This is a genomic window from Planctobacterium sp. AWH2_060 (genome assembly GCF_056158425.1).
The window spans coordinates 4,270,584-4,296,184 of sequence record NZ_JBSWTG010000001.1 but is presented as its reverse complement, the minus strand read 5'-3'; the positions used below and the strand labels follow the sequence as shown (position 1 = coordinate 4,296,184).

The 25,601-nt window shown below is 45.8% G+C and carries 23 protein-coding genes and 3 pseudogenes; 16 read left to right on the top strand and 10 right to left on the bottom strand.

Annotation, left to right across the window (positions count from 1 at the left end; translation table 11 throughout):
* Positions 1 to 15 precede the first annotated feature (15 nt).
* Both rph and ACXAD8_RS18405 read right to left on the bottom strand, forming a co-directional pair.
* Positions 16 to 729 (bottom strand): ribonuclease PH, encoded by a 714-nt coding sequence (gene rph, locus ACXAD8_RS18410; RefSeq protein ID WP_475231435.1) that lies wholly within the window; start codon positions 727 to 729, stop codon positions 16 to 18.
* A 100-nt stretch (positions 730 to 829) separates the two neighbouring features.
* Positions 830 to 2,773 carry an alpha/beta hydrolase family protein gene (locus ACXAD8_RS18405; RefSeq protein ID WP_475231434.1) on the bottom strand — a complete coding sequence of 648 codons (1,944 nt, stop codon included), beginning with the start codon at positions 2,771 to 2,773 and terminating at the stop codon, positions 830 to 832.
* Between the two features lie 185 nt (positions 2,774 to 2,958).
* Here ACXAD8_RS18405 and ACXAD8_RS18400 point away from each other — a divergent pair, with 185 nt between their 5' ends.
* The 4 genes from ACXAD8_RS18400 (at position 2,959) to ACXAD8_RS18385 (ending at position 7,133) form a co-directional block, all read left to right on the top strand.
* Positions 2,959 to 3,822: a YicC/YloC family endoribonuclease gene (locus ACXAD8_RS18400; protein WP_475231433.1), complete on the top strand. Its 864-nt coding sequence runs from the start codon at positions 2,959 to 2,961 to the stop codon at positions 3,820 to 3,822.
* 195 nt (positions 3,823 to 4,017) lie between these two features.
* Positions 4,018 to 5,298, top strand: a complete 1,281-nt coding sequence (locus tag ACXAD8_RS18395) for a tyrosine-type recombinase/integrase (protein WP_475231432.1) — start codon at positions 4,018 to 4,020, stop codon at positions 5,296 to 5,298.
* Between the two features lie 165 nt (positions 5,299 to 5,463).
* Positions 5,464 to 5,769: a helix-turn-helix domain-containing protein gene (locus ACXAD8_RS18390; protein ID WP_475231431.1), complete on the top strand. Its 306-nt coding sequence runs from the start codon at positions 5,464 to 5,466 to the stop codon at positions 5,767 to 5,769.
* Positions 5,770 to 5,774: 5 nt separating this feature from the next.
* Positions 5,775 to 7,133 (top strand): HipA domain-containing protein, encoded by a 1,359-nt coding sequence (locus ACXAD8_RS18385; RefSeq protein WP_475231430.1) that lies wholly within the window; start codon positions 5,775 to 5,777, stop codon positions 7,131 to 7,133.
* A 21-nt stretch (positions 7,134 to 7,154) separates the two neighbouring features.
* On the opposite strand, the gene ACXAD8_RS18380 is transcribed toward ACXAD8_RS18385, so the two are convergent.
* Positions 7,155 to 7,391: a hypothetical protein gene (locus ACXAD8_RS18380; RefSeq protein WP_475231429.1), complete on the bottom strand. Its 237-nt coding sequence runs from the start codon at positions 7,389 to 7,391 to the stop codon at positions 7,155 to 7,157.
* A gap of 260 nt (positions 7,392 to 7,651) precedes the next feature.
* On the opposite strand from ACXAD8_RS18380, the gene ACXAD8_RS18375 reads away from it, so the two are divergent.
* Complete coding sequence (locus ACXAD8_RS18375; RefSeq protein ID WP_475231428.1) at positions 7,652 to 8,323, top strand: tyrosine-type recombinase/integrase; 672 nt, start codon at positions 7,652 to 7,654, stop codon at positions 8,321 to 8,323.
* 505 nt (positions 8,324 to 8,828) lie between these two features.
* On the opposite strand, the gene ACXAD8_RS18370 is transcribed toward ACXAD8_RS18375, so the two are convergent.
* From ACXAD8_RS18370 to ACXAD8_RS18355, 4 genes are read right to left on the bottom strand one after another with little or no spacing between them, the layout of a single operon-like run.
* Positions 8,829 to 9,947: an ATP synthase subunit B family protein gene (locus tag ACXAD8_RS18370; RefSeq protein WP_475231427.1), complete on the bottom strand. Its 1,119-nt coding sequence runs from the start codon at positions 9,945 to 9,947 to the stop codon at positions 8,829 to 8,831.
* 10 nt (positions 9,948 to 9,957) lie between these two features.
* On the bottom strand, positions 9,958 to 10,962 hold the full coding sequence (locus ACXAD8_RS18365) for a YecA family protein (RefSeq protein ID WP_475231426.1): 1,005 nt from the start codon (positions 10,960 to 10,962) through the stop codon (positions 9,958 to 9,960).
* A gap of 18 nt (positions 10,963 to 10,980) precedes the next feature.
* Positions 10,981 to 12,330: a type II toxin-antitoxin system HipA family toxin gene (locus ACXAD8_RS18360; RefSeq protein ID WP_475231425.1), complete on the bottom strand. Its 1,350-nt coding sequence runs from the start codon at positions 12,328 to 12,330 to the stop codon at positions 10,981 to 10,983.
* Complete coding sequence (locus ACXAD8_RS18355) at positions 12,320 to 12,610, bottom strand: helix-turn-helix domain-containing protein (protein WP_475231424.1); 291 nt, start codon at positions 12,608 to 12,610, stop codon at positions 12,320 to 12,322. The genes ACXAD8_RS18360 and ACXAD8_RS18355 overlap by 11 nt, the downstream gene beginning before the upstream one ends.
* 579 nt (positions 12,611 to 13,189) lie before the next feature.
* On the opposite strand from ACXAD8_RS18355, the pseudogene ACXAD8_RS18350 reads away from it, so the two are divergent.
* Positions 13,190 to 13,528: pseudogene (locus tag ACXAD8_RS18350) on the top strand (TonB-dependent receptor plug domain-containing protein); the annotation flags it as partial.
* Here ACXAD8_RS18350 and lhpI read toward each other — a convergent pair.
* On the bottom strand, positions 13,511 to 14,452 hold the full coding sequence (gene lhpI, locus ACXAD8_RS18345; protein WP_475231423.1) for a bifunctional Delta(1)-pyrroline-2-carboxylate/Delta(1)-piperideine-2-carboxylate reductase: 942 nt from the start codon (positions 14,450 to 14,452) through the stop codon (positions 13,511 to 13,513). The pseudogene ACXAD8_RS18350 and the gene lhpI sit on opposite strands and share 18 nt — an antisense overlap.
* Before the next feature lie 221 nt (positions 14,453 to 14,673).
* A complete protein-coding gene (locus ACXAD8_RS18340; protein ID WP_475233084.1) occupies positions 14,674 to 14,952 on the bottom strand; it encodes a hypothetical protein in 279 nt (92 codons plus the stop codon).
* Here ACXAD8_RS18340 and ACXAD8_RS18335 point away from each other — a divergent pair.
* From ACXAD8_RS18335 to ACXAD8_RS18315, 5 genes and pseudogenes are all read left to right on the top strand, one after another.
* The gene (locus ACXAD8_RS18335; protein ID WP_475231422.1) at positions 14,875 to 15,042 is read left to right on the top strand and encodes a hypothetical protein; all 168 of its coding nucleotides are present in this window, start codon (positions 14,875 to 14,877) and stop codon (positions 15,040 to 15,042) included. The two genes, ACXAD8_RS18340 and ACXAD8_RS18335, sit on opposite strands and share 78 nt — an antisense overlap.
* A 388-nt stretch (positions 15,043 to 15,430) precedes the next feature.
* Positions 15,431 to 17,601: pseudogene (locus tag ACXAD8_RS18330) on the top strand (TonB-dependent receptor); the annotation flags it as partial.
* Positions 17,598 to 17,846: pseudogene (locus tag ACXAD8_RS18325) on the top strand (sigma factor-like helix-turn-helix DNA-binding protein); the annotation flags it as partial. The pseudogenes ACXAD8_RS18330 and ACXAD8_RS18325, both read left to right, overlap by 4 nt.
* Positions 17,843 to 18,895, top strand: coding sequence for a FecR family protein (locus ACXAD8_RS18320; protein WP_475231421.1), 1,053 nt, complete (start codon positions 17,843 to 17,845; stop codon positions 18,893 to 18,895). The pseudogene ACXAD8_RS18325 and the gene ACXAD8_RS18320, both read left to right, overlap by 4 nt.
* Before the next feature lie 116 nt (positions 18,896 to 19,011).
* A complete protein-coding gene (locus ACXAD8_RS18315) occupies positions 19,012 to 20,472 on the top strand; it encodes a sugar porter family MFS transporter (RefSeq protein WP_475231420.1) in 1,461 nt (486 codons plus the stop codon).
* A 57-nt stretch (positions 20,473 to 20,529) separates the two neighbouring features.
* Here ACXAD8_RS18315 and hemN read toward each other — a convergent pair whose 3' ends face one another.
* Positions 20,530 to 21,906 (bottom strand): oxygen-independent coproporphyrinogen III oxidase, encoded by a 1,377-nt coding sequence (gene hemN, locus ACXAD8_RS18310; RefSeq protein ID WP_475231419.1) that lies wholly within the window; start codon positions 21,904 to 21,906, stop codon positions 20,530 to 20,532.
* Between the two features lie 599 nt (positions 21,907 to 22,505).
* On the opposite strand from hemN, the gene ACXAD8_RS18305 reads away from it, so the two are divergent.
* The 5 genes from ACXAD8_RS18305 to ACXAD8_RS18285 all read left to right on the top strand — a co-directional run bounded on the left by ACXAD8_RS18305 (position 22,506) and on the right by ACXAD8_RS18285 (position 25,600).
* Positions 22,506 to 22,988, top strand: a complete 483-nt coding sequence (locus ACXAD8_RS18305; protein WP_475231418.1) for a DUF3085 domain-containing protein — start codon at positions 22,506 to 22,508, stop codon at positions 22,986 to 22,988.
* 57 nt (positions 22,989 to 23,045) lie between these two features.
* A complete protein-coding gene (locus tag ACXAD8_RS18300) occupies positions 23,046 to 23,783 on the top strand; it encodes a M48 family metallopeptidase (protein WP_475231417.1) in 738 nt (245 codons plus the stop codon).
* A 363-nt stretch (positions 23,784 to 24,146) separates the two neighbouring features.
* Positions 24,147 to 24,785: a cAMP-activated global transcriptional regulator CRP gene (gene crp / locus ACXAD8_RS18295; protein ID WP_377307080.1), complete on the top strand. Its 639-nt coding sequence runs from the start codon at positions 24,147 to 24,149 to the stop codon at positions 24,783 to 24,785.
* A gap of 76 nt (positions 24,786 to 24,861) precedes the next feature.
* A complete protein-coding gene (locus ACXAD8_RS18290) occupies positions 24,862 to 25,248 on the top strand; it encodes a VOC family protein (RefSeq protein ID WP_475231416.1) in 387 nt (128 codons plus the stop codon).
* A 4-nt stretch (positions 25,249 to 25,252) separates the two neighbouring features.
* Positions 25,253 to 25,600: a YciI family protein gene (locus ACXAD8_RS18285; RefSeq protein ID WP_475231415.1), complete on the top strand. Its 348-nt coding sequence runs from the start codon at positions 25,253 to 25,255 to the stop codon at positions 25,598 to 25,600.
* The last annotated feature ends 1 nt before the right edge of the window (position 25,601 follow it).

Genomic DNA, 25,601 nt, shown 5'->3' with positions numbered 1-25,601 from the left:
ACTACCTCCGGGCAATTAAGCTAAGGCTTTTTTCTGAGCGTCAAACACTTCCACCAAAGCTTGTTTTGCCAGGGTCAGCATTTGATTCATCTCCTCAAAACTGAAAGGTTCACCTTCAGCAGTGCCCTGCACCTCAATCAGCTTACCAGTGTCAGTCATCACCACGTTCATATCTGTTTCTGCGGCTGAATCTTCAATGTATTCCAAGTCCGCAACTGGCTCACCTTTGTAAACCCCCACAGAAATGGCACCTATCATACATTTCATTGGATTGTTATTGATGATGCCCTTTTTACGCATCCAGCTGAGCGCATCGGCAATTGCCACACAGGCACCGGTAATAGCTGCAGTACGAGTACCACCGTCGGCCTGAATAACGTCGCAATCCACCGTGATGGTATTTTCGCCCAACATTTTTAAATCTACCGCAGCGCGCAATGCTCTTGCTATCAGGCGCTGAATTTCCATCGTGCGCCCACCTTGCTTACCGCGAGCGGCTTCGCGCTGAGAACGAGTATGAGTGGCGCGTGGCAACATGCTGTATTCCGCAGTTACCCATCCACGACCTTCACCTTTCATGAAACGCGGCACTCCTTCTTCAACGGTGGCATTACACAATACTTTGGTGTTGCCGACTTCGATTAATACCGAACCTTCGGCATGACAGGTAAAATTGCGGGTAATGGTGATGGGTCTGATTTGACCAGCGGTTCTGCCACCTGGACGCATTGAAAAACTCCTGTTTTAAGGGGGTTAAAAAAAGAAAGAGTAAACTGTGCGCTAGTTTACCCTTTCACCCGCCATTAATGAACATTTAAAGGTTAATCAGTTACCTTAAATGTTTTTTCAAGAATTCAGCCACTTTCTCGTAATATGCAGTACGATTTTCGACATCATAAAAACCATGAGTTTCTGTACTGCGCACAAACCACTCAAATGACTTATCAGCTTTCTCCATTGCTTCTCTCAATGCCTTGGCATGACTGAAGGGGGCGCGGCGGTCTTTTTCTCCGTGAGCAATCAATACCGGAACATTCAATTTAGCTACATTATTTACCGGCGAAAATTCTTTTAGTTTGGCTTCATCTACTCCCAATACACTCTCCAGGAATGATTCTCCCCAAAAGAACTCTGGGACGTCGCCTTCATCATGCATCCGCTCCAGGTCATAAACACCAGCATTAGCTACTGCGCAATCAAACACATTCCCCGCCAGAATAGAAGATTGCAACGCGGAATAGGCACCAAAACTGGCTCCCATTATACAAGTCTTATCGCCATTAATTTCAGGTAACGCCTGCACCCATTTAGTCACATCGATTATGTCGTGCTGGATGAGATCTCCCCAGCGTTGATAGCCACTTTCCTTAAACGCGTGGCCATAGCCACCGGAACCGCGGTAATTTACTCTCAACACCGCATATCCCTCATTAGCTAACATTTGTACCTCACGGTCAAATCCCCAATAATCTCTGACACCATGAGGACCGCCATGCACCAGAGTCACCAGCGGCACAGGCTTGTTCGCTGCCGTGGGCATAGTCAGATATGCGGGAATAACCGTACCGTCCCGGACTTCAACATTCAGAGGTTGCGTGGTGCCCATTTTAGCTTCAGGCATACCATTGAGGTTATCGAACAAAGCGGTGAGTTTTAATTCTTTTTTGTCAAACAGGTAATAGGCAGCGGGTAAAGTATCAGAGCTAACATGCACAGCCCATTTATTGCCATCCATGGTGCGGCTGATTATAGTGACAGCCATTCCCTGAAAGGTACCGAGCAACGCTTTAAACACCTCGGCCTCTTCTTCTTCATTGTTAAAAACCAGGTATTCAGGGAAACCATTGTCTATTCTGACAGCATAGACCCCGTCCAGCTCCTGATTAAATTCTATCCCTGTGATATCCACTTTCTCATCGACATACAAAGGGGTGATTTGTTTGCTTTCCAATGCAATTTTGAACAAGCCTCTAACGTCAGTATCTGCATCATTCAGATAAAACAAATGTTTACCCTCTGCATCCAACACCAAAGGATAAAAACCATCACCCATGTTGATATGCGGGAATGGCAGCCATTCCTCCTTGGCAACATCGTATTCAAAAAACAATTTATTGCCGTCATCATCAAGACCTAAGGAAAATCGTTCTTGTCCTTTTTGATCGACAACAAAGGTGGCTGCCGGAGCCGGAGCATAGTTCACCCTTTTCATCTTGCCGCTGTATACATTGAGCTTCATCAGAGTGGCGAACTTTTTCATATCCGCTGACATGGGTGTAGAAGAGATTAGTATATGATCAGGATCATCGTGCAAATAGCTTTCGATATTGGCCCAGCCAAAAGTAGATTTCGACTTTTTAAGGCGTGACGGACCCGAATTTCTGCCAGCACTGTAACCATAAATCATCTTGCCTTTGCCGCCGTCATAATCAACAGCGAACAGTTCACCATAAAACTTAGGTTCATGCTCCCATTCATTTGACTCGACAATTTTAACCACCAGGCGTTCATCGTTTACCCAGTGAAAGGAACCAACCGCTTTGGGGTACTGAAATTTCGCACCACCAACCTGTTTAAAGGTTTTCGCATCCAAAACCACCATGCTGGCATCACTGCCATGCCCCAGACCTACCGCCATGTATTCACCAGAGGGTGATATTTTGGCTGAGTAATAATCTGGCCATTTCGCAAAGTTAGCCGGTTTTAAATCCTTTGCCCATGCACTCTGAACCAGCATAAGCCCCATTAATAAAACTGCAAAAGTGCTACGCACATTCTTCTCCTTTTCCATTTTTTGCAATGCCGATCATATTACATTCTGAAACCTTTAGTAACAAATTAACCCATTTAATAAACAGGACAATCATTAGCAATATCAGGACAGCCATGAATCGCTTTTTACCTAAATCAGTTTGCGCTACCATAGGCCACTTAATTTACAGAATCAGGAAAGCTCCAATGATCCACAGTATGACTGCCTTCGCCCGTAAAGAAATTAAAGCCGACTGGGGCACTGCAGTGTGGGAAATTCGCTCAGTTAACCAGCGTTTTCTGGAAACCTATTTTCGCCTACCCGAACAATTTCGGGGACTGGAACCTATTTTACGGGAACGCTTTCGCGCCAAGCTGGCACGCGGCAAAGTAGAGTGTGCACTGCGTTTTAGCACTGAAGATGCCACAGTCCACAATGTGACACTGAACAAAGATTTAGCCAAACAACTGCTTAGCGCCGCTGACTGGGTGCAGTCTCATGGTCAATCCACCGGTGTTAACCCAGTGGACATTCTGCGCTGGCCCGGCGTTGTGGCTACCGAAGAAACAGACATGGATGAAATTCAAAACGCCCTGCTAGCTGGCCTGGATGAAGCCCTTGAAGATTTCCTAAAAGCTCGTGCTAGTGAGGGCAAAGCCATTGAAGCCATGATAAACCAACGTCTGGATGCCATTTTAGTGGAAGTAGACAAAGTCGCAGCCCACATGCCAGAAGTAATCCAATGGCAAAAAGATAAACTCATCGCCCGTTTTGAAGAAGCTAAAGTAGAGCTGGAAGAAACCCGCGTTGAGCAAGAAATGGTGATGCTGGCACAAAAGCTGGACGTAGCTGAAGAACTGGATCGCCTGAAAGCCCACGTAGCAGAAACCCAAAAAATCATGAAAAAAGGTGGAGCCTGTGGCCGACGCTTAGATTTTATGATGCAGGAATTCAACCGCGAATCTAACACCTTGGGCTCCAAATCCATCAACGCCGATATCACCCAATCCGCAGTGGAGTTAAAGGTCCTGATTGAGCAGATGCGCGAGCAGATCCAAAACATCGAATAACAAGTTTTCTAGTATATTTTGGGCTTAAATTGGCGATTTAACATGCTTTTTTAAGGATTAGTCACCATTTATTTATCCTAGCTAATAAAAAATGAGCTAGTTTAGGCCCCAAGTGGTGACCAAAGTGGTGACTTTTGGTCCAGCTTATCCCCCATTTTATTCGCAATTTTTGTTCCGAATAATGAGGGAAAGCTGATGAATATTTTAGAAACGGCTAAACATGTTGATGCGCTGGTGCAATCCGGCCACCCCACCTTTGAAAGCGTCTATCCAAGTCTTTATCTCGATGTGAAATCCAAAGGCACAGCCAATTGGATCATCCGTTACCAATTATTTGGTAAACGCCGTCAGTATAAAATAGGCGGGTATGGCAAGAACCATGAAGAACTGCTTAACCTTGAAGGCGCCATTAAGCTCGCCATCGATTGGAGACAAAAACTCAATGACGGCATCGATCCTAAACTAGATATAGAACGTCAAAAGCAGCCGAAACTGATCACATTCGATGATTGTGCCAACAAGTACCTAGAAAAGAAGCGCACCAAAATAAAGACCGCTTACGTGTATGAGCGCGTATACAACAATGAGATAAAGCCTCATCTGGGCAACATCCGTATCGACCGTATTCATAGTTATGATATCGACAACGTCATCCAGCGCGTGTTGGACTCCGGCCGTCCGGCCATTGCCAATCAGGTGCTCCTGTTTATAAAACGCGTTTACCGTTTAGCAACGAAATATGGCGCGGTGACAATTAACATTGCGCAAGAGTTTTCTCAGGTGGATGATGCGGGCGGTGCAGATACCAAGAGGCAGCGCTTTTTAGAAGAGCAGGAAATCGAATCTGCGTTTACTGTGTTGCGCCAGCATCCCATCAAGATCCCGCGCAGTACCTATATTGCACTGGCGCTGTTACTCTTACTAGGTAACCGAAAAATGGAACTGCTCTCAGCTAAGTGGGAACAAATCGACCTTAAGCGGCAAACGTTTAAGTTGTATGCAAACAACACCAAAACCGATGCCGCGTTGGTGATCCCCATCCCGGATAGAGTATTACCACTGTTTCATGATCTTCATCTTCTCAGTGGTGATCATGAATATCTTTTCCCCAAACGCAGGGCCAGCAAGCACCCTCACATCTCACCGGATACCATCAATGATGCTGTCGCCTGCCTGTTTGGCATTAGCTATGGCAACCGTAAGCAAGGTCCCAACTACATGAAAGAGGAAGGTGTCCATCACTTCACATTGCATGATTTGAGGCGCACGTTTCGTACCTTACTGTCTAAATTAGGAGTGCGCAGAGACGTCGCGAAGAAGTGTATGAATCACAGCCTAAAGGGAGTTGAAAAAACCTATGATTGCTATGGATTCTTCCCAGAGCGCATCGACGCCCTGAATCGACTGGCTGAGTTGGTAATGCCCCTTATTCAATATAAGCCAATGACATGCCATGTATCAGAGCCAAGCCTGTAGACGTAATGATACCCAGCCGGGCGAATATTAACCGTTAACGGTGATTTATAATAGGTTAATGGTTTTGCTTAAGTATATTCACCGATAAAGGTGAATATACTTGTGATTTATTCGTAAGCACCTATAATCACCGATACTAATGAATATTTATATCGGTACACAGCAATGGCGAAGAAAGTGACTTCCTCAAAAATGCCTCAAACACAGTTTATAAATGACGCGCATGTGTTGGGACAACTGATTAAAGCGAAACGCACGGCGATGGGTATGAAGCTCGCTGATTGTGCCGCTCTATGTAACGTGGGGATCAATACCTTGTCGCGTATCGAAAATGGTAATGATAATTGCACCCTTGCCGCCGTGTTTGCGGTGCTACGTGGGCTGGGTATCAAGCTTACCTCACCGTCGCTTTCACCTGACTCTCTTGAAAAATGGGACGACTCAAGTGTCAGTGATGACGAGTGGGTATGAAAACTATGCCAGCAAATAACATCAGCCAACCCTCAGAATATACCTTGCTCATTCATTTGGCAGAGCAACGTATTGGCACGTTAACCTTGGATAAAGGCACTAACCTACTCAAGCTTGAATATGAGCAGGATTGGCAGCAAGCAGGCTTCCCACTGTCACCCGCACTGACGTTGGATAACCTCCATTCTCCCGAAGTCGCCTACAACTATCTAGACAACGCACTTCCCGAAGGGGAAGCGCGGAAACTGCTATCGGAGCATCTTGGTGTTTCAGAGAAAAATGTCTATTCCCAAGTCAGAGCCATTGGCAATGATCTGGCAGGGGCCATTTCGTTTAAGGCGAGTGAACAAGGTGCTGAGGTTTCACCAGAGGCAAGTGAGCCACAATTTAGAGTGATCGAAACCGACGAGCTAACCAAGCGGCTCGCCAGCAAGGAAGACATTGGCCTGTTAACATGGGACGACAAACCACGCCTGAGTGTGGCGGGAGTACAAGACAAGCTCAATATATTCATCAACGAGCAAGGACAAATCGGGTTTGGCGATGGAACGTTATGCTCAACGCATATTCTCAAGTTTGAGAGGCACAATTGTCCCAACCTCGTACTCAACGAATACTTCTGTATGAAGCTGTCAAAGGCAGTGGGACTGCCTACCACAGAAGTACGGTTCACGCGATTCGAACAATACCCTGCACTGATTGTGGAACGGTTTGATCGTAAGTATGCACCTGATCAGTTCAAAGTCTTTCGAAGACATGTGATTGATGGCTGCCAAGCTCTGAACCTGCCACGCGACTATAAATACGAGCGAAACCTAGGTGATGGCAGGGATGTGCAGCATATTCGAGATGGTGCCAGCTTACCCCGACTCTTTGAACTGGCAAAAACGATGGCATCGCCTGTTGAGAGTCTTCAATGGCTAATCAACTGGCAGCTATTTAATTTGATGATCAGCAACTACGACAGTCATGGTAAAAACGTCTCGCTGTTTTTTGACAAGCGTAATAGTCGATTCACGCCTGCCTATGATTTAGTGAATGTGGCCATGTTCCCGCAGTTCAAACATGTACTGGCAATGGCGATGGGTGATGAGTTTGACCCCGAAAGCATTAACGCCTACCAAATGGCTGATTTCGCAGAGACCTGCGGGGTGAATAAAAAGCTCTTGTCTCGCCTGTTAACCGATTTGGCGGATAAAGTCATCAACACGCTAACACAACAGCAGTTCATCGAGACAATTACTCAAGAGCCACACTTTACCAATGACGACCGACATTACATGGCCGACGTGAAAGAGCATGTACTGACCCGAACACATCACTTACGCTCACAAGCACCTGACATACCAGACATCGATGTTTGATCATAGCGCTAGATTGATGGATTACTGGCTTTTCACCGAAGTTTCAGAGCGGATATGCTGAAAAAAGTCTTCAATTCGCTCTACCTCCATTCCCTCATCTCGCATAACACGAATGAGTCGGTTCAATTCACTTTTAGACCATAGCGTCCAGCCGTTCTCACCCTCAGAAGATAATGAGTATTCTCGCTTTGTGGCATCAACACACTTAAGCTCTTCGTTAGAAAACAGAATATCATCGGGAAATATTGCATCTGTCATGAAGCAAGTATCACCAGAGATCCCACCTCTTTCTGTGCAAAATATTCGGTAATGAAAATCATTGTTCTGAGTAAAAATTCTAAGGGCTTGCATGTTTCGGTCGAATCCGGCCATCCATCAGAAAATCAATAGCGTTGCGTGCAATGTATTTTTTCAGAACACTTTTTAATTATGCGAGTACACACAAACTAGTTATCGAAAATGTGTCCGCACATCTCAAACCTCATCTACATGCTGCAAACGATGGAGAGCTTAGAGATGTGGTATTATCTGAAGTAGAAATCGAGAAGGTGTTCAGTATTTTCCAACAATTCCCAGAACAAGCCCCTTTGAGGAATCAAATTGCTATTGCCTTGTATCTTATATTTGGTTGCAGAAAAACCGAGCTATTAAAAGCTAAGTGGAGTGATTTCGATGTCGATAGACAAGAACTGACCCTAAGGCCCACTAAAAAAGGATACGAGGAACTCATCATCTGCGTCCCTGACACCATTATGCCGATATTTGGTAAACTCAAGTCGATGTCAGGAAATTCTCAATTCCTGTTTCCTTCTGTAAAAAGTTCAAAGTCTGGACATCTCAGCGAAAGTACATTGAACAATATGCTTAAGAAGTTTTTCAGGAAGCATAAAACCCGGTCTGTTAGTTTTGATAACCCAATGGGGGCTGCTGGCGTGAAACACTTCTGGATCCATGATTTGAGACGAACGTTCACATCGCATGCAAATGATCTTGGTGCAGATAGTGATGTAACTGATCGCTGTCTAAATCATAAAAAGCGCGGTAAAAGACGAATTTATGATAAATCTGTCAGAAAAAGCCAAAGAGCTGTTGTCTATGCACAAATGGCGGAGTTGATTTATCCACTTACCAACTTATCACCATTTATTGAGGAGCAACTCGAATACAACAATGGTCTAAAAGCCGCCTGATCGGGCAACCAACGAGAGCGCAAGCTCCACTGAATTAGAAATGTAGAGACAAATAAGCAGAAAAACAGACTTCTACATCTCTAATTTAAGAATACCTCACCAACACTCGCAATCCCATAAAAAGCGACCATCAGACACCACGCTAGAGCAAAAGCAACTTACTGGCTCTGTAGAGTCAATCCTAAAAAAACCATTATTGTACTGGAAATCTATGACTATTAGGTTAGACTAGATGTCGAGTAAATGCGGGGAACAGGTTGCCATCAGTGGCGATATGGTGATTAAAGTGGTGACTTCTCCCAAAATAGCAAAAGCTAACTTGTTGCAAAATTTAGATCTTTTGGTCCCAATCCTTTGCTAGATCCAAAACATCGAATAGTTTTTTCTCCCGTCCAAGAATGTATTAAAAGCCCTGTTATTAGACTTGCCCAAGGCAATGGTCTACACAAAATTACTTTATGGGTAACAATCTGTAGACCTTTTGATGGGCTTATAGCCTCATTTTTTAAAGTAAATCACTTAACCGGTTTAACAACGCTTTACGGCTGTTATTAGCCACTACAAAGCGCTTAAAACGTTGCTCAAACGCGGCTTCATCCGCTTTGAACTGATAGGCTTCGTTCAGCTGATGCAAATAGCGTGATGCCGCATCGTAACCACTGGCACAAGTTCTATCCGCTTGCTCTTGTACTTGCTGCCAGTAACGCTCACGCCGGTTGTAAATATCTGTCAACGCTTTTTCTTTTTCCGCTTTTTCGATCGCTAATTTTTTTGCGAGTGCTTCGGCTTGCTCTTGCTGTAATTGGCTTCGCGCTTGCTCAATAAAAGGAGAGAGTACACCGGGAGTTAACCAATACTGATAGCGCTCGTCTTGGTTGGCAATTTCTTTTCGCGTCATCGCTAAGGCTTGGTGACGGGTCAGCTGGCCTTGTTCAAAAAGCGTGCTTAATAGCGTGTTTTTCTCCTCTTCCGTGAGGTTATGAAGCCACGCATCAAACTGAAAATGGGCTTGTTTAGCCTGGTGACTTGGTTGTGCGTTGAGTACCATCGCAAGCGCTTTAACCCAAGCTAAGGGAATATCGTAAAGGGAGGAAAAAGCCTGGACCTCCTCACTGAGGTGCTCAAAATCGAATTGGATTAAAGGTATTCGGTCAAGTTCTTCATTAAAATCGTACTCTTTCAACCACATAAAGTACACAAGACGCCAATTCCCTTGCATTAACTCACTGCGTAACCCAGCTAAATGCTGGAAAAAGTCGTCAGCTTGTTCATCGTCAAAATATTCATCATACTCTTCGATGGAAAAAATCAGCAATTGCCATTCATCGCTTTGATGCACATGAAGCCCATCACTTGAAAAGCTAAGTAACGTATCAGGGATGGTTCCGGCTGGTAGCTTGATATATATATCGATTGAGCCCCAATCTGCATAGTAAAAGCCGATGTCGAAGTGTTTTAGCATCAGCTCAAAAGGTTCCGCCCTTAAGCCACTGTAGTTATAGTACACCTGAAAGGACGTAACGCTGACCTCAGCTCGGCTTGAGATAGCTCTGAGTGTTTGGCGTGCTTTAGCATCTAAATATCCATCCAAACGCTCGAATTTATAGTATTGATATTCGCTCACGATGACCTTACTAAGCGTTAATTGAGAATTTAAAGGTTTGTTTTAACAAAGGTTGTACCTGTACCTCTCGGGCGACGGGTTCAGTGCTTAAAAAACGTCTTGGCTCAATGATCACAAATCCCCAAAACTGTAAAAATCGCTCAATAAAACGTGATTCAATGAGTATGCCTAAGTTTTTCTCTGGCGAGAAATAATTGTCCACAGGGAATGACTTAAGCAAGTCGGGGAAAGCCGTTATAACCTCTTCAACCAGCCTATCCACACTATTGTGACTCTGTATTCGCCACAACATAAACAACCAGAAGGTTCGCAAGTCGACATCATATTCAAAAGCATCCAAATAGCCCCAGTTGTATTTACTGACTGCGGCTTCAAGCATAGGCAGGAAGAATGCTTGTATGCCATCAACTTGATATTGTTTTTGCGCAGACTTTTTCACATGATAGCGGCCACTACGTCGATAGATAATACCGGCAATCTCAGCCAATACTCGGGTGTAGTGCAAGGCATTAAACTTATCTTCATTACTTCCTGCAAACTCACTGATACTTATGTTACGTTTGAATTGAGCAACGGCAAACTCGGGCAATAAGTCACTGGCCTGCTTGACCAACTTAGTCGGTAAGTTGCCTTTACTGGTAGCTTTAAAAGAGCCTTCTTGCGCCATAGCCTCATCAAGAATCACAGCTAAATAGCGCATCACAGGACTTACTGAAAGCTCATCTGGTGTGCTGATTGTCACCCACTGTAATTCACCAAAAGGCGCATAAAGCCAATTGGCCATTTGCGTTGGCGTCACACCACAAAAATCTGGATGAGGTTGATTATTGCGGTCCTGTACTTTGTGCTGTAAAGCTGCATTGAGTTCATCAAGTGTCAAATTCGGATTCATAGCCATTATCGACTCTACATCATCAAACACTTCGGAATGTTGCTGTGATACCTTATTCATACAACAACGTTTGTATTTCTTACCACTGCCGCAGGGGCAAGGATCGTTTCGGCCTAACTTCATTGGTGTCTCTACTTGTTGTTATAGAAAAAGCGCTGCATTTTCTTGTTTACGTTGATTTAGTGTTTTAGCAATCGCAGATATTGTCGTTTTATTGATCCCTTGTTGCTGTGCCAAATAAATAAATTGGCTCAGTGCTTCTGCGACTTCTTCAATAACTTGCCTTGCATCATGCCATCTCCCGTAGCCAGCACTTGCTGCAAGCTTTTGCATTACCTTAAGCGGCGGGATTTTACCATAACCGCCAAATGCGGTGGCATGTTCGTTAAATGGATTCGGACTATAAGTGACATCGTAAAAGGGCGCGGGTTGCCACTGGCCGTCATCCGCTTGCAAAAAAGCCCAGTTTTTACTGTGATCGTCTTGATTAGAAGACAGCAGGTTAAAAATGGCACGTCGAAATTGCAACTGCCCGGCGGCTGGGGATTTACACAGCTGACGACTGGCTTTGATCAAATCTATATAGTCTAAACTTGGCGTTCGGAAATCTGCATCCAGAAGACCACAGGCGCTGTGCATATGTAAGCGACCAGTACACTGTTCACTAACTAACTCGCTATTTTCTGCGAGATAATCAAAACGCTTGAGCGCCAACCACGCAGACGCACCGCTTGCATGCGGCGCTTCAATAAGTTGCCAAATTGGTGGCTGACACTTAGCAATCTTAGCCATTTGTAAATAAACAGCCTCACACAAACCTTCTTCATGCCCAAGCGCTAAGTTTTTCGAGGTAAACTTAATTAACCACGCTTCATCACCAGGCTGTGCAAAAGTACGACAATGTTGGGTTTCCCCAGCAGGCAGATAAATCTGCGCCTTTGGTCTTGCTCCACCCGAACTGCCGCCGGCAACTAATGCTGCCAACACCTGTTGAGTATGCCCATCCAACCCATCGTGGTTGCTATCCATATAATCTGACATTGAAGCATCGAACAGCGTTTGCGCTTCCAGACCCAACATTGCTAAATCAATATCAGCGTGCGTCGTGATTGAAAATTCAGACACCGGAGAAAAAGAGAGTGCCCCCATTCCTTTATCACCGACAAAAGCCAGCCGGTCCATCGCTGTTAATTGATTGGGCAGAATCCCTTTTTTCCGGAAAATACGATCTTGCAACAGCATGCCCCAACCATCGGGCAAACAATCCCCAAATACACCATGCACACCCAGGTGAGGTTTTTTAGGTGCTGCTTGAATTTGCGTATTAGCTTGCAAAGTAAAAGGCGATAAATTACCAAACTGCTGCAAATAGGTGTCTGCATACTGAAAAAAAACACCCTGTCGATTCTGCGCCAAGACCCCTACAGAGACCTGCTCACCTGAGCTTAACGAGCGAGTTACGGTAAGTTTCCGAACTGGTTTAAAACTCACCTTTTAGGACCTCATCAATGCTAGTGGGTGTAGCAACGCGCTCTTTGTTAGGTTGTGTGAGCTCGTACAAACGCCCAAGCGAGTCGAGGGTCTGCCAAAGCAACAGCAATTGGCGAAATGAAATTTGCCCTGTCAGCTCGAATTTCTTAATGGTGGCCGCAGGCACACAGCTGCGTTCTGCCAATGCCTTTCGTGACAGTTTTGCGCGCTGGCGTAACTCACGCAAATAAGTAGCATAAGCCTGGCTAACATCGGTATCATCAAGTAAGGTAAAATTCATCCGAAACCATCCAATGGATACAGTTATATCCATTATAACTAAAAATAGCCATCAATAGACACTATTGTATCCAATCATTTAAAAGGTGTTGGAGATTTACTCGATAAAGCCTTTCAAAACTGCTGTTTTTAACTCCAATAGCATTTCCATTGCAAATCACTTAGTTTTAGTAAAAGCCATAGCAAGTGATAAGTAGGTTGGTGGGAAAACAGGCATTTTTGAGTATCAAAAACACCTGAAAAACCTCGCACATTCGCGAGGATTTTGCTTTTTTAAGCCAACTAATTTTCCTGTTCCACACCCCACTTGTTAAAAAATCGTAAATTAAATTGGCGGAAAATTTACGTGGTTTCGTCTTTACCCCTGACGTGAATAACCGCGCGACTGAATTGCAGTGTCAGTGCGTATTTTGGGTTATTCACTGCATTGTGTTGCTCCATTACATGTTGTGTTTTTGCCAGCTTTACCCAGTGAAGCTGGCCTTTTTTCCGGCCCCTGGTCGGTAACAGACCCAAACACAGTTTCGGTGACTGGAAAGCAATACAAAAAACCAAAGCTTTTTTCAGGACACACATCATCATGTTAAAAAAAACGAAACTCTCCGCGGCCGTTGTGGCGGCGATGGCATCACTGAGTAGCGCACCGCTGGTGTCGGCTCAGGAAGAGGCAAGTGCCGACAATTTTGAACTGATTCAGGTGCGCGGTATTCGCGGCAGTATGGCCCGTGCTATGGATGTAAAACGCGAATCTGGTGGCGTAGTAGACGCCATCTCCGCCGAAGATATAGGTAAATTCCCCGATACTAACGTAGCAGAGTCTTTGCAACGAATCACAGGCGTATCGGTGGATCACTCAGGTGGTGAAGACCAGTCAATTAAACTGTGTGGCTTTGGCCCCGAGTTATATAACGTGTTGGTATACTTGGTGCGCAGCCACTAAATCACTGAGTGCCGTACCAACCGACTTAAACAACGTGACTTCCTGCTCCTGTTTCCGGCCTGGCTTGCTACCATTGCAAAGCTCACTCAACTCGGCATACACCAACTCTGCCTCAAATTTCCCTTCACTAATTGGAATGAGTAATTCACCCGCTTCGTTCAGCACATTTTCTTTGCTATCAACAACAACTTTGCCTGCCTTGAGTACTAGTGCCGTATCGCATTCTCTGCCCAGTTTATGATGATTGCCTATCAGGTCTATATGGGTACCGGGCTTAACCCAGTCTCCATAAATTAATGGTTCGGGTGATCCCGTTGCACAGCTAATTACATCTGCTATTTGCGCGGCGCTCTTCAAATTACTGACAACTTCAAATTTAACAGAGGGAAATTGGGTCTCCATATTCTTCACAAGCTCAGATACCTTATTCGTGTTTCGCCCCCAGCACAAAACACGCTCGAAACACCGCACAGATAGATGCGCTGCAATCATGTAAGTTGACAAATTTCCTGTGCCACAAAAAAGAAGAGTGTGTGCATTGTCCCGCGACAAGTAGCGACTGGCTAATGCAGAAACCGCAGCGGTGCGCCAATAGGTTAAATTAGTGCCATCAACAAACGCCAAGGGTTCACCATGTTTACGGTCGAAAAGCGTAATTTTAGAATAGAGCGAGCGATATCCGGGTTGCGGGTTGGGAAAATAAGTAAAGGCTTTTACGCCAATCACCTCATTATTCCAGGCCGGTAACACGGCAAATGCATCATGATTATCAAGACTATTGTCCAGTTCAAACACCTGACGTTGAGGCATCTGGTAAGCACCAGCGAACCCTTTATCAAGAGCTTTGATCAAATCAGGAAAGTTCAGCACTTCCTGAACTTGCTCAGTATTAATATTTTTCATTGCACCTCTCAATATTTAAAGTAAAAGTGATATAACTACACAGCTATTAAGCACCGGCCTAAGCGAAACACTTGCCAATTCACCTATCAAAGATTCAGTCAAAAAATACCTTTTGGCCAATTCAAAATTCACCGCCACCACATTGCATACAATATACTATTGTTTTACGCAGCATTTACAAGGATGATTGTGTCGTTATTTAGAAAGGAAGCCATTGCACATCAGGGTACACGTTTACTTGGCAATGTTTCATTAGCACAACCCATGTCAACAAAGCTTATGGTACTTGCTGCTGTAACTATTGCGATGGCGTTGTTTACTTTTCTTTTCAACGCTGAGTACGCCCACAAAGAGACCGTAAAAGGCTTTTTAATGCCTGACAAGGGCATATGCTTAAAAGCTTCGCTAATCAGGGCGGACAATTGAATATCCTTGATAGCAAGGTTGCTGCACCGAAAGACCGCGGCAGCCTTATTGTTTTTCCCTCTTACCTGCTTCATGAAGTCACTCCTATAACTAGCGGACAACGCTACGTGCTTGTAACCTGGGTAAACCGAAAGCCAAGATGGTGGGAAACAACTTCAGTTTAGTTCTCCGAAGGAGTACGCAAATTATTTAAAAACAAGTGATATTTCATCAAACTTTGATTAATTAGCAGCCCCCGGTTGCAAACGAAATGTTTATTGTCCCCCTGTCAGAAACCACTTGTTAAAAATTAGTAAATTAAATTGGCGGAAAATTTACGTGGTTTCGTCTTTACCCCTGACGTGAATAACCGCGCGGCTGAATTGCAGTGTCAGTGCGTATTTTGGGTTATTCACTGCATTGTGTTGCTCCATTACATGTTGTGTTTTTGCCAGCTTTACCCAGTGAAGCTGGCCTTTTTTCCGGCCCCTGGTCGGTAACAGACCCAAACACAGTTTAGGTGACTGGAAAGCAATACAAAAAACCAAAGCTTTTTTCAGGACACACATCATCATGTTAAAAAGAACGAAACTCTCCGCTGCCGTTGTGGCGGCGATGGCATCACTGAGTAGCGCACCGCTGGTGTCGGCTCAGGAAGAGGCAAGTGCCGACAATTTTGAACTGATCCAGGTGCGCGGTATTCGCGGCAGTATGGCCCGTGCTATGGATGTAAAACGCGAATCTGGTGGCGTAGTAGACGCCATCTCCGCTGAAGATATTGGTAAATTCCCCGATACTAACGTAGCGGAATCTTTGCAACGTATCACCGGTGTTTCGGTGGACCGCTCCGGCGGTGAAGGTCAGTTGATCACCGTGCGGGGTTTCGGCCCTGAATTTAATACCGTTTTAGTGAATGGTCGTCAGATCGCTTCGGAAAACAATTCTCGTGCTTTTAGTTTCGATACCATAGCTTCGGAGTTGGTACGCAGTCTGGATGTCCATAAAACCAGCACTGCCACAATGCAGTCTGGCGGTATTGGTGCCACCATCAACATTGAAACCGCCAAGCCCTTTAACATGAATGGCTTTAAAGTAGCAGGCAGCATTAAAGGGGTTTACGATGAAAACAGCGAAGAAGCCACGCCCCAGGTTTCCGGCCTTATTTCTAATACCTTCAATGACGACACCTTTGGCGTATTGTTAGCGGTATCTCATCAGGAAAGGGAAACCCGACTGAATCAGGCTCAGATGGACGGCTGGCTGGAAAACGTGGGTGTCCCGAATCCGGTTTCCCGCGATGGCACGCCCTGGACCGGCACTATCTTTTCACCTCGTAACTACGACCACAAGGTTACCTTCGAAGAACGCACTCGTACCAATGCCAATCTGGTTTTTCAGTATGCCGCCAGCGACGATATTGTGCTGACCGCTGATTTATTGTATTCCGATTTTGATGTGAAAACCGATGCCACCTCTTACGGTCACTGGTTTACAACCCCCAATATTCAGGGTGTGGGGGATGATGGTAGTCTGTTTGATGCCGACGGCAATCGTCGTTCTGCCATCGTAGACGAAAACGGCACTGTGGTAGATCTGTATCAGGAAATTGGCCTGGCGACTGATATGCACGCCAAAAAATTTGATCGCTTAACCGAAACCATGGATTTGGGTCTGAACCTGGCCTGGGATGTAAACGACAACCTGAAACTGAACTTCGACCTGCATCATTCCAGTGCTGAAAGAGAGTCCAACAATGGCGGTGAAAACCAGTTATCTTTGATTGGTTATTCCAACCGGGTGCGCTTCCAGGTGGATAACAACATTCTGCCTCTGGCCAGCATGTTCGCCTCACCAAACGGCAACATCTTCAGCGGTCAGCAAGAAATTGACGTGCAGGCAGGTGGTCAGCCATTAACCATCGATGATCCCAAAACCCTGGTTTTGTCATGTACAACCCGATGATTGGCGGCGCAACAGGCCCGGCAGGTGTGGGTAATCATCTGGATGAAGCTAACAGCCGCGCGCACGTAATGTTGCGTCGGGGCTGGGCCGTGGAAGACGATGTTACTCAGTTCCGATTAGACGGTGAGTGGGATGAAGGCCAGGACAGCGGTCTCACCAAAGCTAAATTTGGTATGCAATATTCCACCGAAGAAAAGTCCTTAACCCGTTGGGATAACGAAACCGGCGTGCACTGTTTGTATTGTGGTTATCCGGATGCGCCCGTTGTACCTGGCGATATGCAATACGTATTCGACGCTGGAAACGACTTCTTAAGCGATGTCAGTGGCAGTGGTCGTATGCCCACACAATGGTTAGCTCACGATGGCGAAGCCATGTTTGCTTATCTTGAGCAGGTATCAGGGCAAAGCTTTGATGCCATCCAAAAAGACAACTCCTTTGATGTGGAAGAAACCATCATCTCAGCTTATCTGGAATTAGATTTTGTGGGTGACCTGGCGAAACGGCCTATCTACATCACCGGTGGCGTGCGCATCGAACAAACTGATGTGGATGTCTCAGGAACACAGGCGGTACTGGAAAGTCTGACCGTGCTGGATGCCACGGAGTTGAACCAAAACTATGGCACGCCTGCCTCCATTTCTGAAAGCTCCAGCTACGACGCGGTATTGCCCAATGTTGCCATTAAGTGGGATTTTACTGACGACCTGATTTTCCGGGCGGCTGCATCGCGTAGCCTGACTCGTCCGACACTGGAAAGTATGTCTCCGGCGGTGGTGATCAGGAATTTGGTCACTTTTGCAAAGCCGTTAGGCAACTGCCCGTTGTCTGCCGCAAGGTTTTTGTACTCAAAAAGGTGTATGGCTATTCCCAGAAAGAAATAGCAAAAATGATGAATATTAGTGAAAGTACCGTTGAAAAACATATAGCCCAGGGGATGAAACGCAGCATGCTTTACGTCATGCAAAAAGAGCAAGGCTCACTGCCGCCCTCCGGTAAGACTTCTGTAACAGGCAAATCGCTATGAAGAATAATGTTGTATCTATCAATTCCGCAGCTAAAACCGCTGACAATAGCGCGCTGGATGCGGCCGCAGACTGGATAGCCAAAATGGACAGGGGTCTGAGCGCCGAAGAAGAACAGGCGCTTAAAAACTGGCTACAGGCAGCAGAACAAAACCGCGAAATGCTATTTAAAATGGCCAAACTGTGGGACAACATGGCAGCGCTGGAACGCTTAAAATCTCTGTTCCCTGAACCACCGGTTAAACAATCCAGACGCGTACCATTGGCAATGGCTGCATCGGTCGTGTTCGTAGCCATGTTATTCACCTTTATCTGGAACGGTTTGGGGTTCTCCTGGTTGTCACAAGGCGTGCTGGTGGTTTTGTCTGAGCAGCGCTTTGAAACAGGCACCGGTGATTCCAAAAAAGTGACCTTGTCGGATGGCAGTTTGTTATCAGTCAATACCAATACCTCAGTTAAGGTTACCTATACCGAGCAACAACGAGTAATTGAATTGTACGAAGGCGAAATTCATGTGCAGGTAGCCCATAACCAGGAGAGACCCTTGAGCGTTTACGCTGCAGGGCAGATCATTCAGGCGGTGGGAACTGCATTTAATGTTGAGTTGCTTGAGGATCAGGTGGAGTTAATCGTCACAGAAGGCAAAGTCAGAGTCGCTAAGCAAGCTGAGCAAAACTCGGATCCGTTACGCCCTGTGCAGACCCGTCTTGATGACAGCTTACCGGCCTTAACAGAAGGGCAAAAATCCCTGCTGAATGTGGCCAAACTAAACATCGAAACCGTCGCAACAGTAGACATCAATGCGGCACTCTCCCGGCAACAGGGCAACCTGGTATTCCGCGGCGAGCCATTACATCAGGTACTGGCGGAAGTCAGTCGTTACAACGCTGTGACCTTTGAAATACCACAAGCCGAGCTGAATCAAATTCAGGTTGCCGGGTTGTTTAAAACCAATGATCTAAACGGTTTTCTCAGCGCTCTGCAGCAAAACTTTGCCATTGAAAACCAACGCACTTCAGACAATCGCATTATTTTACGCCTGGGAAGTTAGCGGCCAAAAACGCCTGCCACATCCGCTGGTGTGGCAACAAACTTAGAGGATTCAGTTAAACCTGTGCTATTGTCCATAAATCATCCATTCTTTGACCCCATAATGAGACCATAATCATGTCAGATAATAATGAACCGCATAACGGAGCTGGTGTCAGTGCCGCTCAGATAGAACAAATCAAAGCCGCCGAAGACCAGGCGGTCTCAGTGGCCTATGTGATTTTCATCTCCGCGGTAGCGGCTATCGGCGGTTTCCTGTTTGGCTTCGATTCTGGTGTCATCAATGGCACAGTCAGCGCGTTGGAAAAAGCCTTCAATGCCACCGACGTGGCCACCGGATTCAACGTTGCCTCAGTACTGTTAGGCTGTGCCCTTGGCGCACTGATGGCCGGTCCTATCGCCGATAAACTGGGTCGTAAGCCCGTAATGATTGCCACGGCAGTGATTTTCGCCGTCAGTGCCTATGGTTCTGGTATTGCCGACAGTTCCATGGAGTTTATCTTTTACCGACTTTTGGGTGGCTTAGGCGTTGGTGCCGCATCAGTACTGGCTCCCGCCTACATCTCAGAAGTGGCCCCTGCCAGCCTGCGAGGCCGTCTGGCCACCTTACAGCAAATGGCCATTGTCTTGGGCTTGTTTGCCGCTTTCATGAGTAATTTTACCATCGCGTCTAATACCGGCGGAGCCAGTGAAGCCGGTTGGTTTGGTATCGCCTCTTGGCGCTGGATGTTCTGGATGGAGATCATACCCGCCACCCTGTTTTTCATTGGCGTACTCTTTATCCCTGAATCACCGCGCTTTTTAGTGGCTCAAGGGCGCGAATCAGGGGCGAAAAAAGTCTTTGAGCGTATCGCTCCGGGTGTCGCAGACGCACAGGTCAGCGAGATCAAACGCTCACTGCACAGCAGCCACAAACCAGCTTTACGAGATCTGTTTATCAACGGTACCCGCAAAATTCACCCTATCATCTGGGTGGGCGTCGCCCTGTCGGTGTTTCAGCAATTTGTCGGCATCAATGTGGTATTTTATTATGGTGCTGAGCTTTGGCAGGCAGCCGGATTTGACGAATCTCAGTCGTTGTTTATCAATGTTTTGGGCGGAGTAACCAATGTGGTTTCCACCTTTATTGCCATCGCTCTGATAGACAAAATTGGTCGTAAACCCTTACTACTTATCGGCAGTACAGGTATGGCTGTCATGTTAGCCACTCTGACCTGGCTGTTTAGCACCGCAGGATTAGACGAAGCCGGTAAACTGGCGCTGACAGACACCAATGGCACACTGGCCCTAATCGCGGCCAACCTGTATATCGTGTTTTTCGGCATGAGTTGGGGCCCGGTTGTCTGGGTATTACTGGGCGAAATGTTCAACAACCGAATTCGCGGTGCGGCACTGGCACTGGCGGCCAGTGCACAATGGCTGGCTAACTTCCTGGTGACTATGACCTTCCCCATCTTGCTGACCCAAACTGGTCTGGGTGGCGCTTATGGTTTATATGCCTCCAGCGCCCTCATCAGCCTGTTCTTTGTGCATCGTTACGTCAAAGAAACCCGAGGCCGAAGACTGGAAGAAATGTAATTAAAAGAGTGAGTTAGTATTAGCAGTCTTGTATAAACAACGACTGCTAACCAAAAACTATATCACCTTTGAAAAGCGCTGGGCCTGTTGATGCTGTGCCATATACTGATCAAACACCATGCAGATATTTCGCACCAGTAACCTGGCACATTCATGCACAAGGATTTTGCCATCTTTAATACTCAGCAAACCATCCTCAATAAACATCTTTAGTGCCAGTAATTCAGTAGCAAAATGCTGCTGAAAGTCTATTTCAAACAACTCTTCCACTTCTTCAAAACTTACCCTGAGATTGGTCATCAGTTCCCGGATCACAAATCCCCGCAATTGGTCTTCTTCCGATTTCACCAGGCCACGTTCAATGGCATGTTGCTCTTCATCCAGTTGTCGATAGTAATCAGCGGGATGCTTAAGATTTTGACTGTAGGTATTGCACACCGAACTGATAGCACTGACGCCAAATCCCACCAGATCGACGTCTTGCAAACAGGTATACCCCTGAAAGTTTCGCCCCAATCGTTGCTCATTGAGTGCCAATGCCAGTTCATCATCGGGTTTAGCAAAGTGGTCAATTCCTATCATTACATAACCTGCCTGAGTCAATGTGTTAACGGCCAACCGCATCAAAGCCAGCTTGTGCTTGCCATCGGGCAACCAGGCGTCTTTAATCTTACGCTGTGCCGGGAATTTTTGCGGCATATGGGCATAGTTAAACAAAGAAATGCGATCCGGATCTAATGCCAAAACATCCTGCAGAGTTCGCTCGAAAGTCGCCAGATTCTGAAATGGCAGGCCATAAATCAAATCCAGATTTACCGACTCCATACCGCCGGTACGGGCCGTCATGCACAAACGTCTTACCAAATCCGTATCCTGAACCCGATTAATCGCTATCTGCACCTGCTCATTCGTATCCTGGACACCCATGCTAATTCGGTTTACACCAAGCTCAGATAACCCCTGTATATATTCTTCTGTTGTTTCTCGCGGATCGATCTCGATACTGATTTCAGGATTACAACGCACCTTGTATTCATTGCGGATCCCCCACCAAATATCCTTAATTTCTGTGAGGCTCAACATACCGGGAGTGCCACCACCAAAATGAATCTGTACCACCTGATGATTTTTAAAAAGTGGGGCTCGCAAGCTGATCTCTTTGCGTAAATAGTGGACATATTTGCTGATCTTGTCGCGATTACGGGTGATAACCTTGTTGCAGCCACAGTAGTAGCAAAGGCTGTGACAAAAAGGCACATGAATATAAATGGCCAGCTCTGGATTTGCCGCTAACAGCGCCGCCTTTCTGAATTGTCGATCGGTAAAGCTGTCTTTAAACTCCAGTGCCGTAGGATAGGAAGTGTAACGAGGCCCTGATGTGGCATATTTTTCCAGTAATTTACTGTTGAACAAGTGGCTGTTGTTAGATTGCATATACCGTCCCGGTTCTAAAAAAGCTTATTTAAAAAGGAGCCTCCAGCTTAATCCCTGGTGATTTTTTATCTTTAATCTGTATCAATTTTTTGTCAGATAATGGACACGGCTTTTACACAAAGATTCATTGCGAATTGGAGTGCCTTATTCAGGAAATAAAATTGCATAAAAAAGAAGCAGAAAAGCTAGAGCGTATTGACCTTTGTGGTACGATTTTGCAGCAGCCTGTGTGCAATTTAGACAAGGCGAATGCTTGAAGGTCTAGTGGTTCTAAATCAAAAGCATTCAACACAGTATAAATTGCACACAGGTGCTGCCCGAAGGGTTCGTCATATAAGCGCTTTACTCGTTGTCACAGTCCTTTGACTTAGCACCACTAGGCCTGCAGGACTGTTCCGCGATTAAAACGCGTATATATAGAACAAATTTCGTACAACAAGGGTCAAAACGCTCTAATATTTTCTAAAAAAATAAGGTGATTTCCTGGCACGTTCGGCTACAATCTGCGGTCCAATAATCAGGCTCTGAAAATGCTTCCAGCCAGAACTCTCAAAAGAGCCTGAACCTGATTTAGCAGTTTACACAGGAGATAATACGAAATGGCGGTGGCTGTTTTTAATTTATCTGATATTAATAACCTGATGCGAGAGCTTCAGGGAGACGTTGTTCTTTACCCCACCATTGAACATATTTTTATGGAAAACCTTTATCCAGATGGCATTATTCTGGATGCACATGGACGCACCAAAGAACAGGCGGAAGCTGCCGAAGAGAAATTTTGGCCGGACTCTAGCCGAATTATCAGTAGCAAAATTCCCAGAGCTTTGATCATGAAAAATGATAAAGGTCTCTATATTTGCAATAACCTGAAAAGCGAACTAACGCCTTTCAGACGCGGAGCTATCGCTTTTGCTAAGGGCTGTAACCCCATTACCGATGACAGCTGGGCAAAATACACCCGTCAAATTGCACCGGGTGAAATCAATCAGATGGTACCAATCGCTGATGTTGTAGCTGCGATCCGCGCTAAATCAGATACGCTGGTGGTAGAGATCGGTCAGCCAAGTCAATCGGCTGCTTAATCAGGCTCGCTGGCGGCGCTCGATGTCTTGCCAGCGAATACTGCAGACTATTGATTAATGCCATTTTTCCGTTTTAAAAAGCGCACTAAACACCCTCATGTAAAATCTCACCTTTTATGGCAAACACAAAAGGTGCAGGTTACCCGAAAAGCTATGAAATCCATCCGTCTGAGAGTATCAGAAGACGGTGAACTCGTTGTCAGTTGCCCTCATGGCCTCACAGACAATGAAATTACTCGCTTCCTGGATGCCAGAACAACCTGGATAGCGCAACAACTGCAGCGAGTGCAGGATATCAATCAGCAGCGAACCTTAAGGAACAGTCCACAGCAAATCTGCTTGTGGGGACAGCAGTTTCCCATAACGGTTTCAGCCAATATAAATCCCCCCTTTGAAATTGATGAACACAACGCCCGGATTGAGTTAAAAAAGCCCATTGCGACACAGGAACAGGCCGACAATATACATCAGCAAATCTGGCGCGATTCCTTAAAAAACTATATGCACCAGGCATTACCGGTTTGGCAGGATAAGATGGGTGTCCAGGTAAAGTTTGCGGGTATCAAGAATATGAAAACCAAATGGGGCAGTTGCAACGTTACACGGCACCGTATCTGGCTCAACCTGCAACTTGCACAGTATCCTCAGATATGTGCCGAAATGGTGTTAGTACATGAGTTAGCTCACCTGTTAGAAGCTTCGCACAACAAGCGTTTTTATCAGTTAATGGATCATTACCTGCCCGACTGGCGTATTGCAGATAAGCTTCTGAAAAACAAAGAAATGTCTTTATAAAACCACTCAGAGCAGTTGCTTTGAACGATAATTCCGAACGATGGCTTGCTATAGGCTTCAGACAAACTTTATTTCTCATCCCACTGCATTTGTGGCTTAGCGGGAATCCTTCACAGGCTGTGAAACAGCTCACATTATTTCGTAGGCGGAAATTTTTCCATTGCCGATAAATAAAACACATGGGTATTATGGGTGATACAAACTTATTATTTACAATAATGAGACTTGTTACAGCCAACATTAATAAGTGGCCCGGGCAAAATCCCGGATATACGCCATACTTATAAAAAAATTTTTTGCTGTCGAAATCCCAAACTTCGGTGGTGATGAGCCTTTTTAAAAACGGGTAATGGGTATCAACAAGTGTCAGATTTAAATAATCAATATGATGTGAAAGACGTGGAATTCCTGGATAACTTTTTAACACACTGCACTATCAAAGAGTATCGTCGCCATGCCGTTATTGTCAGGCAAGGTGAACACACGCAAAAACTGTACTTTTTACTAAAAGGGTCCGTTTCAGTCACCCGTCAGCATGAAGGCGACAAAGATATCGTTCTGGCTTATCTGAATCAGGGCTCTTTTTTCGGTGAAATGGGGTTATTTGATGAAAAATCAGAGCGCAGTGCCACCATTCGCACCCGGACAGTGTGTCAGGTAGCGGAAATCGCCTACGACAAATTTGAAATTCTGGCTCGCAGTCGACCAGACATTTTAATGGCAATTTCAAAGCAATTAACCGCACGTTTACGGAAAACATCCAAGAAAGTGACCGATCTGGCCTTTTTGGATGTCACCGGTCGAGTGGCAGGCTGTTTACTCGACCTGATCAATCAGCCAGATGCTATCACCCATCCTGATGGCATTATGTTAAAGATCACTCGCCAGGAACTAAGCCGACACGTAGGCTGCACCCGAGAAATGGTGGGTAAGGTTCTCAAGAGCTTAGAAGATCAGGGCTTAGTGGCCTTCGAAGGCCACAGCATTGTTGTTCTGCAATAAAATTTTTAGATGTTTGTCGAAAATCTGAAAGGGTGTTCGTCAGGGTATTGAAAACTCATCATATTGGAGATACCCCATGAGCAATAACCTGATCCCACAGCAATTTTCCTGGTCCGAATTAATGACCTCGGCCCCCCAAGCGGCGGTGGAGTTTTATGCCCAGTTATTTGGCTGGCAATTTGAAACCATGGATATGCAAGGGCAAAACTATTACGTCGCCCTTTGCGACAACGAAAAGATTGCTGGAATAATGGCTTGCCCCTCGCCAGAACAAGCACCCGGCTGGGGGCAATATGTTACGGTGACAGACATTCAGGCCACCGCTGACCGGGTAAAATCACTCAACGGTACTTTACTCACCCCACCTACCGCTATTCCGGGCGTCGGACAATTTATTGTCTTTCAGGATCCGCAAGGTGCGCTGCTTTCTGCTATACAGTATGAACAACAACCGGGAGTCTGAGTCAATGAAATACCTGTTAATGATCTATGCCAACGAAGCCTGGGAGCAACAGCAAGGCGAAAGTTGGGATGAAGCCCTGGTGGCAAGATACAATCAGTTGGTTGAAGAACTACAACAACAAAACGTGTTTCTGGACGGTAAAAGGTTAACGCCAACAGACACGGCTACGACGGTGCAGGTGCGCGATGGCCAAACGTTGGTTTCTGATGGGCCTTTCGCGGAAACCAAAGAACAACTAGGTGGCTTTTTCCTGGTGGATTGTCGGGATTTAGACCACGCCACACAAGTGGCAGCCAAGATCCCCAGTGCAGAATACGGCAGTATAGAAATACGCCCTTTGTGGTATCAGTAAT